General features: G+C 63.1%; 12 protein-coding genes and 1 pseudogene. 9 read left to right on the top strand and 4 right to left on the bottom strand.

What is annotated here, in order from left to right:
• Positions 1–149: 149 nt before the first annotated feature.
• Positions 150–1,343: a urate hydroxylase PuuD gene (locus tag B0G71_RS11540; protein ID WP_116141855.1), complete on the bottom strand. Its 1,194-nt coding sequence runs from the start codon at positions 1,341–1,343 to the stop codon at positions 150–152.
• A gap of 338 nt (positions 1,344–1,681) precedes the next feature.
• Positions 1,682–2,035, bottom strand: a complete 354-nt coding sequence (gene uraH, locus B0G71_RS11535; protein ID WP_116141854.1) for a hydroxyisourate hydrolase — start codon at positions 2,033–2,035, stop codon at positions 1,682–1,684.
• Between the two features lie 533 nt (positions 2,036–2,568).
• Here uraH and B0G71_RS11530 point away from each other — a divergent pair.
• The gene (locus tag B0G71_RS11530; protein ID WP_116141852.1) at positions 2,569–3,957 is read left to right on the top strand and encodes an 8-oxoguanine deaminase; all 1,389 of its coding nucleotides are present in this window, start codon (positions 2,569–2,571) and stop codon (positions 3,955–3,957) included.
• Between the two features lie 55 nt (positions 3,958–4,012).
• On the opposite strand, the gene B0G71_RS11525 is transcribed toward B0G71_RS11530, so the two are convergent.
• Complete coding sequence (locus B0G71_RS11525; RefSeq protein WP_074764203.1) at positions 4,013–4,945, bottom strand: LysR substrate-binding domain-containing protein; 933 nt, start codon at positions 4,943–4,945, stop codon at positions 4,013–4,015.
• A 251-nt stretch (positions 4,946–5,196) separates the two neighbouring features.
• On the opposite strand from B0G71_RS11525, the gene B0G71_RS11520 reads away from it, so the two are divergent.
• The 4 genes from B0G71_RS11520 (at position 5,197) to B0G71_RS11505 (ending at position 10,111) form a co-directional block, all read left to right on the top strand.
• Positions 5,197–6,798 (top strand): ABC transporter ATP-binding protein, encoded by a 1,602-nt coding sequence (locus B0G71_RS11520; protein WP_116141850.1) that lies wholly within the window; start codon positions 5,197–5,199, stop codon positions 6,796–6,798.
• A gap of 72 nt (positions 6,799–6,870) precedes the next feature.
• Positions 6,871–7,977 (top strand): ABC transporter permease, encoded by a 1,107-nt coding sequence (locus B0G71_RS11515; RefSeq protein WP_012433316.1) that lies wholly within the window; start codon positions 6,871–6,873, stop codon positions 7,975–7,977.
• A gap of 44 nt (positions 7,978–8,021) precedes the next feature.
• On the top strand, positions 8,022–8,951 hold the full coding sequence (locus tag B0G71_RS11510) for an ABC transporter permease (protein WP_012433315.1): 930 nt from the start codon (positions 8,022–8,024) through the stop codon (positions 8,949–8,951).
• Positions 8,952–9,004: 53 nt separating this feature from the next.
• Positions 9,005–10,111, top strand: coding sequence for a BMP family ABC transporter substrate-binding protein (locus B0G71_RS11505; RefSeq protein WP_116141848.1), 1,107 nt, complete (start codon positions 9,005–9,007; stop codon positions 10,109–10,111).
• 123 nt (positions 10,112–10,234) lie between these two features.
• On the opposite strand, the gene B0G71_RS11500 is transcribed toward B0G71_RS11505, so the two are convergent.
• Positions 10,235–10,441, bottom strand: a complete 207-nt coding sequence (locus B0G71_RS11500; protein WP_091793652.1) for a dodecin — start codon at positions 10,439–10,441, stop codon at positions 10,235–10,237.
• Between the two features lie 171 nt (positions 10,442–10,612).
• Between B0G71_RS11500 and B0G71_RS11495 the strand changes: the two genes are divergently transcribed.
• The 4 genes and pseudogenes from B0G71_RS11495 (at position 10,613) to B0G71_RS11480 (ending at position 14,896) form a co-directional block, all read left to right on the top strand.
• The gene (locus B0G71_RS11495; RefSeq protein ID WP_116141846.1) at positions 10,613–11,632 is read left to right on the top strand and encodes an NAD(P)-dependent oxidoreductase; all 1,020 of its coding nucleotides are present in this window, start codon (positions 10,613–10,615) and stop codon (positions 11,630–11,632) included.
• A gap of 82 nt (positions 11,633–11,714) precedes the next feature.
• Positions 11,715–13,307 (top strand): ABC-F family ATPase, encoded by a 1,593-nt coding sequence (locus B0G71_RS11490; protein WP_106285582.1) that lies wholly within the window; start codon positions 11,715–11,717, stop codon positions 13,305–13,307.
• Between the two features lie 144 nt (positions 13,308–13,451).
• A pseudogene (locus tag B0G71_RS41945) lies at positions 13,452–13,577 on the top strand (aldehyde dehydrogenase family protein); the annotation flags it as partial.
• Between the two features lie 128 nt (positions 13,578–13,705).
• Complete coding sequence (locus B0G71_RS11480) at positions 13,706–14,896, top strand: nitronate monooxygenase family protein (protein WP_116141842.1); 1,191 nt, start codon at positions 13,706–13,708, stop codon at positions 14,894–14,896.
• Positions 14,897–14,925: the final 29 nt, after the last annotated feature.

The raw sequence follows: 14,925 nt of genomic DNA, 5'->3' as shown, positions 1-14,925 counted from the left end.
TAGCTCATAGGCTACAAGTCGGCCACGCCCCGCCTTGGAGACGCCGACACCAGTGCGGCCAAAGAAAAGCGGGCTTCCCGCTAGCGCGAAAAGCCCGCTCCGTATTGCTTCATCCATCGCCACGCCGGGCAGGATGCCCGGCTCGACTATCACTTCACTGCGCCACCCTGGAACCAGGCGGCGATTTTCATCCGCTCGTCGTCGGTCATGTGCGTCACGTTGCCGAGCGGCATGGCCTTCAGCGTCACGGCCTGCTGGTAGATCCGCTGCGCGTTCTGCGAGATTTCATCCGGCGTATCCAGCAGCACGCCGGCGGGGGCGCTGCCCATCATCGTCGGATGCGCGGAGTGGCAGGCCACGCAGCGCTGTTGCAGCACCGGTGCGATGTCAGCCACTTTGATCGTCGGCGCGTTGGCCGCTTGCGCTTGCGGCACCATCGGTTTCGGCATGGTCCAGAAGAGGGCGCCGAACATCAGGGCAATGCCCGCCAGCGGCAAGTACCACAACACCTGGCCACGGTGACGCATCACGAAGAACTGACGGATCAGCGCGCCGGCCAGCATGATGACAAGCAGCACGGCCCAGTTGTACGGATGCGTGTAGGTCATCGCGTAGTGGTTCGACAGCATCGCGAACACCACCGGCAGCGTGAAATACGTGTTGTGCACCGAGCGTTGCTTGCCGCGCTTGCCATAAATCGGGTTCGGTGTCTCGCCTTTGAGCATGGCGTCGACCATCTTGCGCTGGCCCGGAATGATCACGAAGAACACGTTGGCCGACATGATCGTGGCCAGCATCGCGCCCATGATCAGGTAAGCCGCGCGGCCCGCAAAGATATGACACGCGAGCCACGCCGCGATCAGCACGTACACGCCGACGCAGATGCCGAGCACCTTGTCCTTGTTGCCGAGAATGCGGCACAGCGAGTCGTACACGATCCAGCCGGCGGCGAGGAAGCCGAGCGCCGAGGCGACGGCGACCACCGGGCCCATATCCAGCACGTTCTTGTCGATCAGGTAAGTGCTCGGCGAGAACAGATACAGCACGGTGAAGAGACCGAAGCCCGACAGCCACGTGGTGTACGACGGCCACTTCGACCAGTGCAGATCGTCCGGCATTTCCGGCGGCGCGACAGTGTACTTCTGCATGTTGTAGAAGCCGCCGCCGTGCACGTGCCACAGTTCGCCGAACACGCCGCGCCTGCGCTGGTTCGGGTCCGTCGGCGGTTTCAGGCTGTTGTCGAGCGCGACGAAATAAAATGATTCGCCGATCCATGCAATCGCGGCGATGACGTGAAACCAGCGAATCGCCAGATTCAACCAGTCTGTGATAAAGCCTTCCATGAAACTCCTCCACTTCTGATTCGTTGTACTCGCAGCGACGTCATGTGCCTTTTGAAACCCGGCTGACGGGTCGTTGGCAGGGCAGCACGTCGCTGCGCAGACTGCGGGGTGAAGACGCGATGCGCTCAGTTCGCACAGCGCCATTTTTTATTGGCTAGTCGGGCTGGCCGCGGTCGGTTCGAAGTGGGTCGAGTCGCGTGCGTTCGATTGCGTTTCGCGGGTGCTCGCCGGTGTGTCCCTGAGCATCTGCGCAATGCAATCGAGCGCGGTGGTTCTGCTGCGCGAACTCGACCTCGCTTCGTCCAACCTCTTTCCAACACTTCGCGGCAGATGTCTCCTTAGCTGCCGCGATAGGTGCTATACGACCACGGCGACACGAGCAGCGGCACGTGATAGTGCGCGCCGGCATCGGCCACGCCGAAGCGCAACACGACGCGATCGACGAAGCGTGGTTCCGGCACCTTCGTGCCGATCGACGCGAAGTAGTCGCCTGCGCCGAACACGAGTTCGTATTCGCCGGCGACTAGCGCATCGCCTTCGAGCAGCGGCTGGTCGCAACGGCCGTCGTCATTGGTGGTGGTGGTTTTGAGCGCGCGGCGCGTGTCGCCCGAGAGCGCGAAGAGTTCGACCGTGATGCCCGCGCCTGGACGGCCGTTGGCGGTGTCGAGCACATGGGTAGTGAGCTTTCCCATTCGCAATTTTCCTTATGTGAATGCGAGGTTTCGGCGGCAGCCCGATCCAGATACGTTTGCGGCGGATCGAGGCTCCACGTCAGTGGCTACATACCCGTCGGCGAATTGAAGCGAGCGCCGTGACAGCCATTGTAAAAAGGTTGTTCCGTCCAGCGCGCGCGAGATAGGAAAGATAATAGCTGGCGCATGACGGACAGCCTGTTGAAAGCCGCAACGACCCGATTCCTTCGACTATTACAGCGCATTTGCCTTACCGGCGGATCGTACCGGCGCCAAAAAAGGCCCACTATATCGGCAGCGTGAAGTTGGGTATCGCATTGGCGTGAGTTGTCAGCATTATTTTGGCCGTCGAAGGTTACGTCCGTGCATTGCGGCAAACACGAAGACGATTCAGCCGCGACGCACCCCGAAGACGGCGGAAAACACGCTGGGTAACCGGGCCAACGGCGTTCGACGGGACGCGGCGGCACGGTGGCGTGCCGTCACATCGCGTTCGAACGGCTTTGCACGGAAGCAATGAAGCGGAGAAACGAATGACGATGGAACAAGCGGCTAACAAGCCTAAGAAGACGATGTTGGTGAAGCACGCGGACGTGCTGGTCACGATGGACGGCGCCCGGCGCGAACTGCGCGACGGCGGCATGTTTATCGAGGACAACCGCATCGTCGCGGTTGGACCGACGGTGGAATTGCCGCAAACGGCCGACGAAGTGCTGGATATGCGCGGGCATCTGGTGATTCCGGGGCTCGTCAACACGCACCACCACATGTATCAGAGCCTGACGCGCGCGATTCCCGCCGCGCAGAACGCCGAACTGTTCGGCTGGCTGACGAGCCTCTACAAGGTGTGGGCGAACCTCACGCCGGAGATGATCGAAGTCTCGACGCTGACGGCAATGGCGGAGTTGCTGCTGTCCGGCTGCACGACGTCGAGCGACCATCTGTATATCTATCCGAACGGCAGCCGGCTCGACGACAGCATCGCCGCGGCGCACCGGATCGGCATGCGCTTTCACGCGGCGCGCGGCAGCATGAGCGTCGGGCAGAAAGACGGCGGCTTGCCGCCGGATTCAGTGGTCGAGCGTGAAGCCGACATTCTGAAGGACACCCAGCGCCTGATCGAGACGTATCACGACGAAGGACGTTACGCGATGCTGCGCGTGGTGGTCGCGCCATGCTCGCCGTTCTCGGTGAGCCGCGATCTGATGCGCGAATCCGCGGTGATGGCGCGGCAATATGGCGTGTCGATGCACACGCACCTGGCGGAGAACGTCAACGACATCGCGTACAGCCGCGAGAAGTTTGGCATGACGCCGGCGGAGTACGCGGAAGACCTCGGTTGGGTCGGCCATGATGTGTGGCATGCGCACTGCGTGCAACTCGACGACGCCGGCATCGACCTGTTCGCGCGCACCGGCACCGGAGTCGCGCATTGCCCGTGTTCGAACATGCGGCTCGCGTCGGGTATCGCGCCGGTGAAGCGCATGCGTCTGGCGGGCGTGCCGGTGGGCTTGGGCGTCGACGGATCGGCGTCGAACGACGGCGCGCAGATGATTGCCGAAGTGCGTCAGGCTTTGTTGCTGCAACGAGTCGGTTTCGGACCCGATGCGATGACCGCACGCGAGGCATTGGAGATTGCGACGCTAGGCGGCGCGAAGGTGCTCAATCGCGACGATATCGGTGCGCTGGCGCCAGGCATGGCGGCGGATTTTGTGTCATTCGATCTGCGTCAGCCGCTTTTCGCGGGCGCGTTGCACGACCCGGTCGCGGCGCTCGTGTTCTGCGCGCCGTCGCAAGTGAGCTTTAGCGTGATCGGCGGCAAGGTGGTCGTGAAGGACGGGAAGTTGATGACGCTGGAACTCGGGCCGGTCATCGAGCAGCACAACCGGTTGGCGAAGACGCTTTACGAAGCTGCGGCGTAAAAGAAGGAACGGGTTATCGGCGACGCCGATAACCCGCGCAAAGCAAAGCAAAAACTCAAGGCTTGTCGATCAACGTCTTGGTCGCCTCGGCGACCAGACTGCGCAGCCAGCGCACTTCATCGGAGTAATGCACGCGCTCGTGCCACAGCTGGTAGTACTGCATCGGCGGGAAATCGAGCGGTGCGGGCACGACCGTGAGCGGCAGGAACTTGGCGTAGTAATCGGCAAAGAGGCGCGTCGTCGTGAAGATCAGATCGGACTTGATCAGCACGTACGGCGCCAGATTGAAGTACGGCAGCGTCACGACTACATGGCGCTTGAGCCGCTCGCGCGCGAGATGCACGTCGATCGCGCCGCGCTGGCCCACTGAATAGGGAGTAGGCGCGAGATGCGGCGCATTCAGGTACTGATCGAGCGTGAGACCGCCGCGTTTGGCAAACGGATGCGTGTTGCTCATCAGGCAGACGATCTGATCGACGAACAGGTTCGACAGGTGCAACTGTTCCGGCGGCTCCGGCCAGTTTCCGACCACGATGTCGAGCTTGCCGTCTTCGAGCGCGAGTTCGTAGTCGAAGGCCGGCCCGAGCGAGTGAAACTCGAGCGTCGCGTTCGGCGCGGCCTGACGAAAGCGTTCGACCACCGTCGGCACGAACAGCACGTTCAGGTAGTCCGGACAGCCGATCCGATAGCAACGGATGGACGTGGCCGGATCGAAGTTGTGCTGCTGGAACTTGATGCGTTCGATCTCGCGCAGCGCGTTCTGCACCGGTTCGAGCAGGCGCAGGCCGTATTCCGTGGGCACCATGCCGGACTTGCCGCGCACCAGCAGCGGGTCGCCGGTGATGTCGCGCAAACGGCGCAGCGCCGCGCTGATGGCGGGTTGCGATTGATTCAGTTTGACGGCCGCGCGCGTGACGCTGCGTTCCATCAACAGGGTATGCAAGACGCGTAACAGGTACGTATCGATCGCCTCGCGTTGCTGACTCATGACTTCTCCGAAATATATGTTCTGGCTGATCGAGCGGGCGTGGGTGTATATGACTTTTAATATGAACGTAAAGCCGCGTCAAGAGTGGGATACCCGCAGAGCTCGCTGCGACGCGGGTTTGCGGGGAATTTTGGCGGCTCGACTGACTGGGTCGAATTAGGTATTGTCATCCGGTTGTGGTGACGGATCGCCTGCCGGCAAGGTGGACGGACGCGCTGTAACCGGCAGTCACTGACGTACTACGGAATCACATGAGCGACTCTTCTTATAGCGACGGCGCCGCCGCGCAGCCGGCAGACAGGCCGGAACAGGCGGCGCCCCGGTTGATGCTTCAGGGCATCACCAAACAATATCCGGCCGTGCGAGCCAACGACGACGTCACGTTGATCGTCGCGCCGGGAGAAATCCATGCGGTGCTCGGCGAGAACGGCGCCGGCAAAAGCACGCTGATGAAAATCATCTACGGCGCGGTGCGGCCCGACGCCGGCGAGATTCGCTGGGAAGGCCAGACGGTCGAGATCGCCAACCCGGCGGCGGCGCGCAAGTTGGGCATCGGCATGGTGTTCCAGCACTTTTCGCTGTTCGAGACGCTCACGGTCGGCGAAAACATCGCGCTTGCGCTCGACGAACCCTTCGATCTGAAGGCGCTTTCGAGGCGCATCCGCGAAGTCTCCGCCGACTACGGCCTCGATATCGATCCGCAGCGCCACGTGCATAGTCTGACGGTGGGCGAGCGGCAACGCGTGGAGATCGTGCGCTGTCTGCTGCAGAATCCGCGTTTGCTGATCATGGACGAGCCGACTTCGGTGCTGACGCCGCAAGCGGTCCGCAAGCTGTTCGAGACGCTGCGGCGGCTCGCTGCCGAAGGCTGCAGCATCCTCTATATCAGCCACAAGCTCGACGAAATCCAGGAGTTGTGCGATACCGCGACGGTGATGCGCGGCGGCCGCGTGACCGGCCATGTGAAGCCGAAGGGCGAAACGCATGCGTCGCTCGCGCAATTGATGGTCGGCCATTCGCTGCCCGATTACACGCGGCGCGAACACAATCCGGGCGCGGTGCTGCTCGACGTGAAGCAACTCTCGGTGGAAAGCGACGACCCGTTCGGCACTTCGCTGCGCGACGTGTCGTTCGGCGTGCATGCGGGGGAAATCTTCGGCATCGCGGGTGTCTCGGGTAACGGCCAGGCGGAACTGCTGTCGGCGCTGTCGGGCGAAAAACGCGGCGTGCGCGCCGACGCGGTCACCATTTGCGGCAAGGCGGCCGGGCGCCTCGGCGCGGGCGGCAGACGTGCGCTCGGCTTTGGCTTCGTGCCGGAAGAGCGCCTCGGACGCGGCGCGGTGCCGGCTATGACGCTGTCGGAAAATGCGCTGCTCACCGCCCATCGTCAGCAGATGGTGAACTCGGGCTGGATCAAGGCCGGCGCGATGCGCGCATTCGCGAAACGCTGCATCGAGGCCTTCGACGTGCGCTGCGGCGGCTCCGAAGCGCTCGCGCAAAGTCTGTCGGGCGGCAATCTGCAGAAATACATCATGGGCCGCGAGATTCTGCAGGCGCCGAAGGTGCTGGTGGTCGCGCAACCTACGTGGGGCGTGGACGTCGGCGCGGCGTCCTTTATTCGCCAGCAGTTGCTCGATCTGTCGGCGCGCGGCGTGGCGATTCTGGTGATCTCGGAGGAGCTGGAAGAGTTGTTCGACATCTGCGATCGCATCGCGGTGCTCGCAGGCGGCAGACTCTCGCCGGTGCGCGCCACGGGGGCGACCAACGCCGAGGAAATCGGCCGCTGGATGGCGGGCCTGTTCGGCGACCGCGAGGGCGCGGCGCCCTCGGCGGAACAGCCGGCGCATGCCTGAGCCGGCGTCTGTCTCGCGAATACGTGTGACGTCGCCCGGCATCATCAGAACCATATAAATCACACACTACCCATGATTCTTCCGTATCGACTCGAAGCCCGCACGACGCCCTCGCGCACCATGCAGCTCGCCGTGCCGCTGATCGCCGCGTTGCTCACGCTCGCGATCGGCTTTCTGATCTTCAGCCTCGTCGGCCGCGATCCGTTGCAAGCCATGCACGCGTTTTTCATCGAGCCGCTGTCCAGCGTGAACGGCTGGTCCGAGCTGCTGCTGAAGGCGTCGCCGTTGTGCCTGATCGGCCTCGGTCTTGCTATCGGCTATCGCGCCAACGTATGGAACATCGGCGCGGAAGGGCAGATGCTGCTCGGCGGCATCGCCGCGAGCGGCGTCGCGATCTATTTCGACCAGGCCACCGGCTGGTGGATTCTGCCGACCATGATGATCGCCGGCGTGCTCGGCGGCATGGCGTGGGCGGCGATTCCGGCGCTGCTCAAAAGCCGCTTCAACACCAACGAGATTCTCGTCAGCCTGATGCTCACGTATGTGGCCACGCAGTTGCTGATCTACCTGGTGAGCGGGCCGTGGCGCGACCCGCAGGGTATGAACTTCCCGCTCTCGGAGATGTTCAGCGGCGACGCGCTCTATCCGACTTTCTCCGGCGACTGGCACATCAAATGGCTGCGCGGCACGCGTCTGAACGCTTCGGTGTTCGTCACGCTGATCGCGATTCCGCTCGTGTGGGTTTTCATGCGCAAGAGTTTCGCGGGCTATCGCATGAACGTCGGCGGTCTCGCGCCGCTTGCCGCGCGCTACGCCGGTTTTTCCGACAAGAAGACCATCTGGACGTCGCTTCTGATCAGCGGCGGCCTCGCGGGTCTCGCCGGCATGGGCGAGATCTCCGGCCCGATCGGTCAGTTGCAGGCCACGTGGTCACCGGGTTACGGCTTCACGGCCATCATCGTCGTGTTCGTGGGACGGCTGCATCCGCTCGGCATCGTGCTCGCGAGCCTGCTGATGGCACTGCTGTATCTCGGCGGCGAAGCCGTGCAAACCTCGATGCAACTGCCGCAGGCGCTTTCCGGCGTGTTCCAGGGGCTGTTGCTGTTCTGCCTGCTGGGCGCCGACCTGTTCGTGAACTACCGCGTGCGCCGACGCACGCTAGCCGCCCAGGCTCACTGACTCGCCCACTGCTCACCGTTCACTGATTTTTGCGCCGGATCCAAATGGACATTCAACAAGCCAGCTCGCTCACGTCGAGCGCCGTCACCGCCGCGATTCCGCTGATGTTCGCGGGCGCGGGCGAACTCGTCACCGAAAAATCGGGCGTTCTCAACCTTGGCGTCGAAGGCATGATGCTGATGGGCGCGGTGACCGGCTACGCGGTCACCGCGATCACCGGCAGCCCGTGGCTCGGCGTGCTCGCCGCGATCGGCGCCGGTCTCGCCATGTCGCTGCTGTTCGCGTTTCTCACGCTCACCATGCTCGCCAATCAGGTCGCCACCGGCCTCTCGCTGACGATCTTCGGCATCGGTCTGTCGGCGTATGTCGGCAAGCCGTACACATCGGCGGCGGTGCGCGCGACCATCGACACGTGGACCATTCCCGGTCTCTCCAAGATCCCGGTGCTCGGCCCCGCGTTCTTCAGCCTCACGCCGCTCGATTACCTCGCGTTCCTGATGTTCGCGGTGATCGGCTGGTTCCTGTACCGCACGCGCGCGGGACTCGTGTTGCGCTCGGTCGGCGAATCGCCGCAGGTGGCGCACTCGGTCGGCTTTCCGGTGATCGGCGTGCGCTACGGCGCGGTGGCGTTCGGCGGCGGCATGGCCGGGCTTGCGGGCGGTTACTACTCGATCGTCAATCTGCACTTGTGGCAGGAGCAGCTCACCTCAGGGCGCGGCTGGATCGCGCTCGCACTGGTCGTGTTCGCGACCTGGCGCCCAGGACGCCTGCTGATCGGCGCGCTGCTGTTCGGCGCAGTGACAGGCCTGCAGTTTTACGCGCAGGCGATCGGCGTGCCGGTGCCGACGCAATTCCTCGCGATGCTGCCATACGTCGCGACAGTCGTCGTGCTGGTGCTCATCTCGCGCAATCCGAACACGATCCGTCTGAATGCGCCGGCCTCGCTGGGCAAACCGTTTTTCTCGGCGGGCTGACCGACCATCGACTCCGCTTTTCACATCATTCGATAAACATGACAGGAGAAAACATGAAGAGAAGAAATCTGCTGACCGCTTTCGCTTGGGGCGCGGCCTCGCTGGCGCTTGGTGCTGCGGTGACCGCGCCGCTCGCGCAAAGCGCGCAGGCCGCCGATGCGCCGGGCGTGGCCTTCGTCTACCTGGGCAATCCGGGCGATGCCGGCTGGACCTTCGCGCACGATCAGGGTTCGAAGGAAGCGGAAGCGAAGTTCGGCAGCAAGATCAAGATCACGCGCATCGAAAACGTGCCGGAATCGGCCGACTCCGAGCGCGTGTTCCGCGATCTGGCGAACAAGGGCAACAAGATCATCATCGGTTCGAGCTTCGGCTATCAGGACTTCGAACTGAAAGTTGCGAAGGATTTCCCGGACACCGTGTTCCTGCACGCAACCGGCTACAAGAAGGCGCCGAACTTCGGCACCTATGACGTGCGCATGTACCAGGGCGCGTATCTCGCTGGCGTCGCCGCGGGCTACGTGACGAAGACCAACACGCTCGGCTTCGTCGCATCGGTGCCGATTCCCGAAGTGATCCGCAACATCAACGCATACACGCTCGGGGCGCGCTCGGTGAATCCCAAGGTGCATACCAAGGTTATCTGGATCAACAGCTGGTTCGATCCGGGCAAGGAGAAGCAGGCGGCTGAAACGCTGATCGGCCAGGGCGCCGACGTGCTGCTGCAAAACACCGATTCAAGCGCCACGCTCGCCACGGCGTCGGCCAAGCATGTGCATGCGTTCGGCTGGGATTCGGACATGAAGAAGTTCGGTCCCGATGCGCACCTCGGTTCGGTGGTCGCGCACTGGGGCGTGTATTACAACGCGGCGATCCAGCAGGTGCTGGACGGCAAGTGGAAGAACGATCCGGTGTGGTGGGGTATTCCGCAGAAGGCCGTCAACCTGGAAGATCTGAACACGTCTGCAATTTCGGCTGACGCGCAGAAGCAAGTCGCGGCCAAGCGCGACGAATTGGCGGGCGGCAAGTGGGACGTCTTCACGGGTCCGATCAAGGATCAGTCCGGCGCGGTGAAGGTGCCGGCCGGCAAGACGCTGACCGATCCGGAATTGCAACGCCTTAACTGGTATGTGGAAGGCGTGGACGGTTCGCTGCCGAAGTAACGCCGACGCCAAATCGACCAGGCGGAGGTTTCAGCAACCGCTGTTTTAAGAGGCTGCGTCCGGTGCGGACGCAGCTTTTTTTCGTCGGAGTTTTAGAGCGCTGACGGCCAGGCCGTCGGCGCGTCAGTCGATGCGCAGGCCGACCTTGATGGTCACCTGCCAGTAAGCCACCTTGTCGTTTTCGATCTGGCCTCGCGTTTCCGTCACTTCGAACCAGTGCAGATTGCGCAGCGTCTTCGACGCTTTCGCGATTGCCGTGCTGATGGCGTCATCGATCGATTTCGTCGACGAGCCGGTCAGTTCGATCTGTTTGTAGACGTGTTCGGACATGGACTTCCTCCTTTGATCTTCGTTGGTGTTCAAAAAGTATAGGCAACGCAAGCGCCGCGAACGGCCTCGTGTGAGCGAGTCATGTCGCACATGCCGTGCCCGGTATGCCGTGGCGGGACGCCGCCGTTATGATGTCCGCGCAACTCAATCTGATAGCCGACGAGGTTCGAAGTGGAAATTGGTTTTTGCGGTCCTGGTTTGATGGGCGCGCCGATGATCCGGCATCTGCTGCGCGCGGGACATACGGTGCATGTCTGGAATCGCACGCGGGCCAAGGCCGAAGTGTTAGTGCCGGACGGCGCCCGGGTGGTCGACACGCCGCGAGAACTTGCGACACGATGTGAAGCCGTGCTGCTATGCGTCGCGGATGCGGCGGCGGTGGAAGAGACCGTGTTCGGCGCCGCGGGCCTTCTTGGCGCCGATGCGCCCGTATCGGGCCGGTTGCGCTGGATCGTCGATCACTCCAGCATCCCGCCGGCCGCGACGCGCGTATTCGCGCAGCGCGCGGCGGTGCTGACGGCGGTTCGCGCGGACGGCGCGGGCGGCGCGCACGCCGGCGAAGGCGCGGGTGTGCGAGCCGCCGAGGGCGCTGGCGTGGACGTGAACGTGAACGTGAACGCAGGCGCGGACAAGCCGGCCGGCAGCATCGGCTGGATCGACGCGCCGGTTTCAGGCGGCGTGGCCGGCGCCACCGCCGGCACGCTGGCAGTCATGGCGGGCGGCGCCGCTGCGGACGTCGAAGCCGTCAAGCCGTTGCTTAGCGCCTACGCGTCGCGTGTCACGCACATGGGCGAGGTCGGCGCGGGCCAGACCGCCAAGCTGTGCAATCAAACCATCGTCACGGCGACGCTCGCGGCGATTGCCGAAGCGGTGAGCCTCGCGCAGCGCAGCGGCCTCGACGCTTCCCGGCTGACCGAAGGTCTGGCCGGCGGCTGGGCCGATTCGGTGCTGCTGCAAACATTCGTGCCGCGCATGACGCAAACCGGCCTCGCGCCGATCGGCGCGTTCCGGACCTTTCAGAAGGACATCGACACGGTGGCGGCGACCGCCTACGAGACCGGCACGCCCATGCCGGTCTCGTCGACGGTTCAGCAATTGCTGCGGCTCGGCGCGGCGATGGGGCTGGGCGAGGCCGACCTGTCGGCGTTCATCGACGTTCTGCAGACACCGCGAGGCATTCAAAGCCGGTAGCGCGACGGGCGTGCGGGTTGAATTCGCGATAACCTGCTAAAATATTGGGTTTTTCGCCGATATCACATTAAAGGGACGCGCCGTGCTGTCTACCGCCAATATCACCATGCAATTCGGGCCAAAGCCCCTCTTCGAGAATATCTCGGTCAAATTCGGGGGAGGGAACCGCTATGGCCTGATTGGTGCGAACGGCTGCGGCAAGTCCACTTTCATGAAGATCCTGGGCAGCGACCTGGAGCCGAGTTCGGGCAACGTCATGCTCGAACCGAACATCCGCCTCGGTAAATTGCGCCAGGATCAGTTCGCCTACGAAGACGTGCGCGTGCTCGACGTCGTGATGATGGGCCACGCCGAAATGTGGGCCGCCATGACCGAGCGCGACGCGATCTACGCGAACCCCGACGCGACGGACGACGACTACATGCACGCCGCCGAACTCGAAGCGAAGTTCGCCGAGTACGACGGCTACACCGCCGAAGCGCGCGCGGGCGAGCTGCTGCTCGGCATCGGCATCGCGATCGAGGACCACAACGGCCCGATGAGCAACGTCGCACCGGGCTGGAAACTGCGCGTGCTGCTCGCGCAGGCGCTGTTCTCGAAGCCGGACGTGCTGCTGCTCGACGAGCCGACCAACAACCTGGACATCAACTCGATCCGTTGGCTGGAAGACGTGCTCAACCAGTACAACTCGACGATGATCATCATCTCGCACGATCGGCACTTCCTGAACCAGGTCTGCACGCACATGGCCGACATGGACTACGGCACGCTGAAGGTCTATCCGGGCAACTACGACGACTACATGCTGGCAAGCACGCAGGCGCGCGAGCGTCAGCAGAACGCCAACGCGAAGGCGAAGGAACGTGTGGCCGACCTGCAGGACTTCGTGCGTCGCTTCTCGGCGAACAAGTCGAAGGCGCGCCAGGCCACCAGCCGTCTGAAAATGATCGACAAGATCAAGATCGAGGAATTCAAGCCGTCGTCGCGGCAGAACCCGTTCATCCGCTTCGAGTACGAGAAGAAGCTGCACAACATCGCGGTGGTGGCCGAGAAGATTTCGAAGAAGTACGAGCGTCAGATTTTCAACGACTTCAGCATTAGCGTGCAGCCGGGCGAGCGGATCGCGATCATCGGCGAGAACGGCGCGGGCAAGACCACGCTGTTGCGCTCGCTGCTGGGCAAGCTTACGCTCGATCACGGCACGGTGAAGTGGGCTGAGAACGCGAACGTCGGCTACATGCCGCAGGACACGTACGAAGAGTTTCCGGACGACGTCACGCTGATGGACTGGATCGACGGCTATCGGCAGGAAGGTGACGACGAGCAAATGGTGCGCGGCACGCTCGGCCGGCTGCTGTTCAATGCCGACGACATTCGCAAGTCGGTCAAGGTGCTCTCCGGCGGCGAGAAGGGCCGCATGATCTGGGGCAAGCTGATGCTGGGCCGCCACAACGTGCTGCTGATGGACGAGCCGACCAACCACATGGACATGGAATCGATCGAATCGCTGCAGATCGCGCTCGACAAGTTCGAAGGCACGCTGATTTTCGTGTCGCACGACCGCGAGTTCGTGAGCGGCCTGGCGAATCGGATTATCGAAGTGAAGACCAATGGCACGTTGAACGACTTCGGTGGCAACTACGAAGACTTCCTGTTGAGCCAGGGCGTGCAGTAATCAGGACTGAACCGCTCGTTGCGCCGCAGAGCCCGCTTCTCCGAAGCGGGCTTTTTTCATGGCGCGCGCGTCGCCACGTGCTTCCTGAACTCCGGGCAAACCTGTTCGGCGCACACGCGCATCGAGGAGAGCGCCGAACTGGTGACGGGCGGCACGTGGAACATAGCCGCGCCGTTCGGCGGTTTCAAAAAGTCGGGCTTCGGCCGCGAAAACGAGGTCCATGGACTCGAAGAGTATCTCGAACTCAAGTCCATGCAGTTCAAGGTTTGATCCGGCTGACCGATATCAAATGATCGACACAATGACTAAAGCTTTGGCTCACCCATTGACCTGAAGCAACCCAGGCTGCGCCCGACCGACGATTATCAGCGTTTCGATAATCCGCCATCGGGCCAGTCATGCTCACCTCTCACTCCCTCCCACCGCTCGTCATTCGCGGCCGCTCGTTACTGCCGATCGTGCAAGGCGGCATGGGCGTCGGCATCTCGGCGCACCGGCTGGCCGGCAGCGTCGCTCGCGAAGGCGCGCTGGGCACCATCGCCAGTATCGACCTGCGGCATCATCATCGCGATCTGATGGACCGCTGCCGCGAGTCGCCCGAGCGTGCCACGCTGGAAGAAGCCAATCTCACCGCGCTGGCCCGCGAAATTCACTCCGCTAAAGCACTCAGCGAAGGCCGCGGCATGATCGCCGTCAATGTGATGAAAGCAGTCAGCGCGCAAGCCGACTACGTGCGCGTCGCATGCGAAAGCGGCGCCGATGCGATTGTCATGGGCGCCGGCCTGCCGCTCGATTTGCCCGACATGACCCAAGGCCACGACATCGCGCTGATTCCAATTCTGTCGGATAGCCGCGGTGTCGCGCTCGTGCTGAAGAAGTGGATGAAAAAAGGCCGTTTGCCCGACGCGGTGGTGATCGAACATCCGGCGCATGCGGGCGGCCATCTCGGCGTCAGCAACCTGACCGATCAACACGATGGACGCTTCGATTTCTTCCGCATCCTCGAAGAACTCGACACGGTATTCGTCTCGCTCGGTGTGAACCGGCAGGACGTGCCCTTGATCGTCGCGGGCGGCATCAATAGTCACGAGGCCGTCTGTAAGCTGCTGAGCGCGGGCGCCAGCGGCGTGCAACTCGGCACGCCGTTCGCCGTTACCGAAGAAGGCGACGCGCATCCGAATTTCAAGCGGGTACTGGCTGAAGCCACGCCGGAGGACATCGTCGAATTCGTCAGCGTAACGGGACTGCCCGCGCGCGCCGTGAAAACGCCCTGGCTGATGCGCTATCTGCGGCATGAAACGAAAATCCGCGAGAAAGTCGGCGCGCTCAAACATATCTGCCCGACCGCGCTGGAATGTCTCAGCGCGTGCGGCTGGCGCGACGGTATCGAGAAGTTCGGCCACTTCTGTATCGACACGCGGCTCGCGGCGGCATTGCGCGGCGACGTGGCGAACGGTCTGTTCTTCCGCGGCCGCGAAGCGTTGCCGTTCGGCACGGCGATTCGCAGCGTGCACGATCTGCTCGAACTGCTGTTGACGGGCGCGACGCGACCGGCTGTCGCAGGTCGCTGGGCATTCTCGCTGGGTTGATACGCGTCAACCCGCCGCGCGACGAGAAC

Source organism: Paraburkholderia sp. BL27I4N3, from assembly GCF_003386115.1.
Lineage (GTDB): Bacteria > Pseudomonadota > Gammaproteobacteria > Burkholderiales > Burkholderiaceae > Paraburkholderia.
The sequence above is the reverse complement of the archived record's forward strand: the minus strand, read 5'-3'. Positions and strand labels throughout refer to the sequence as shown.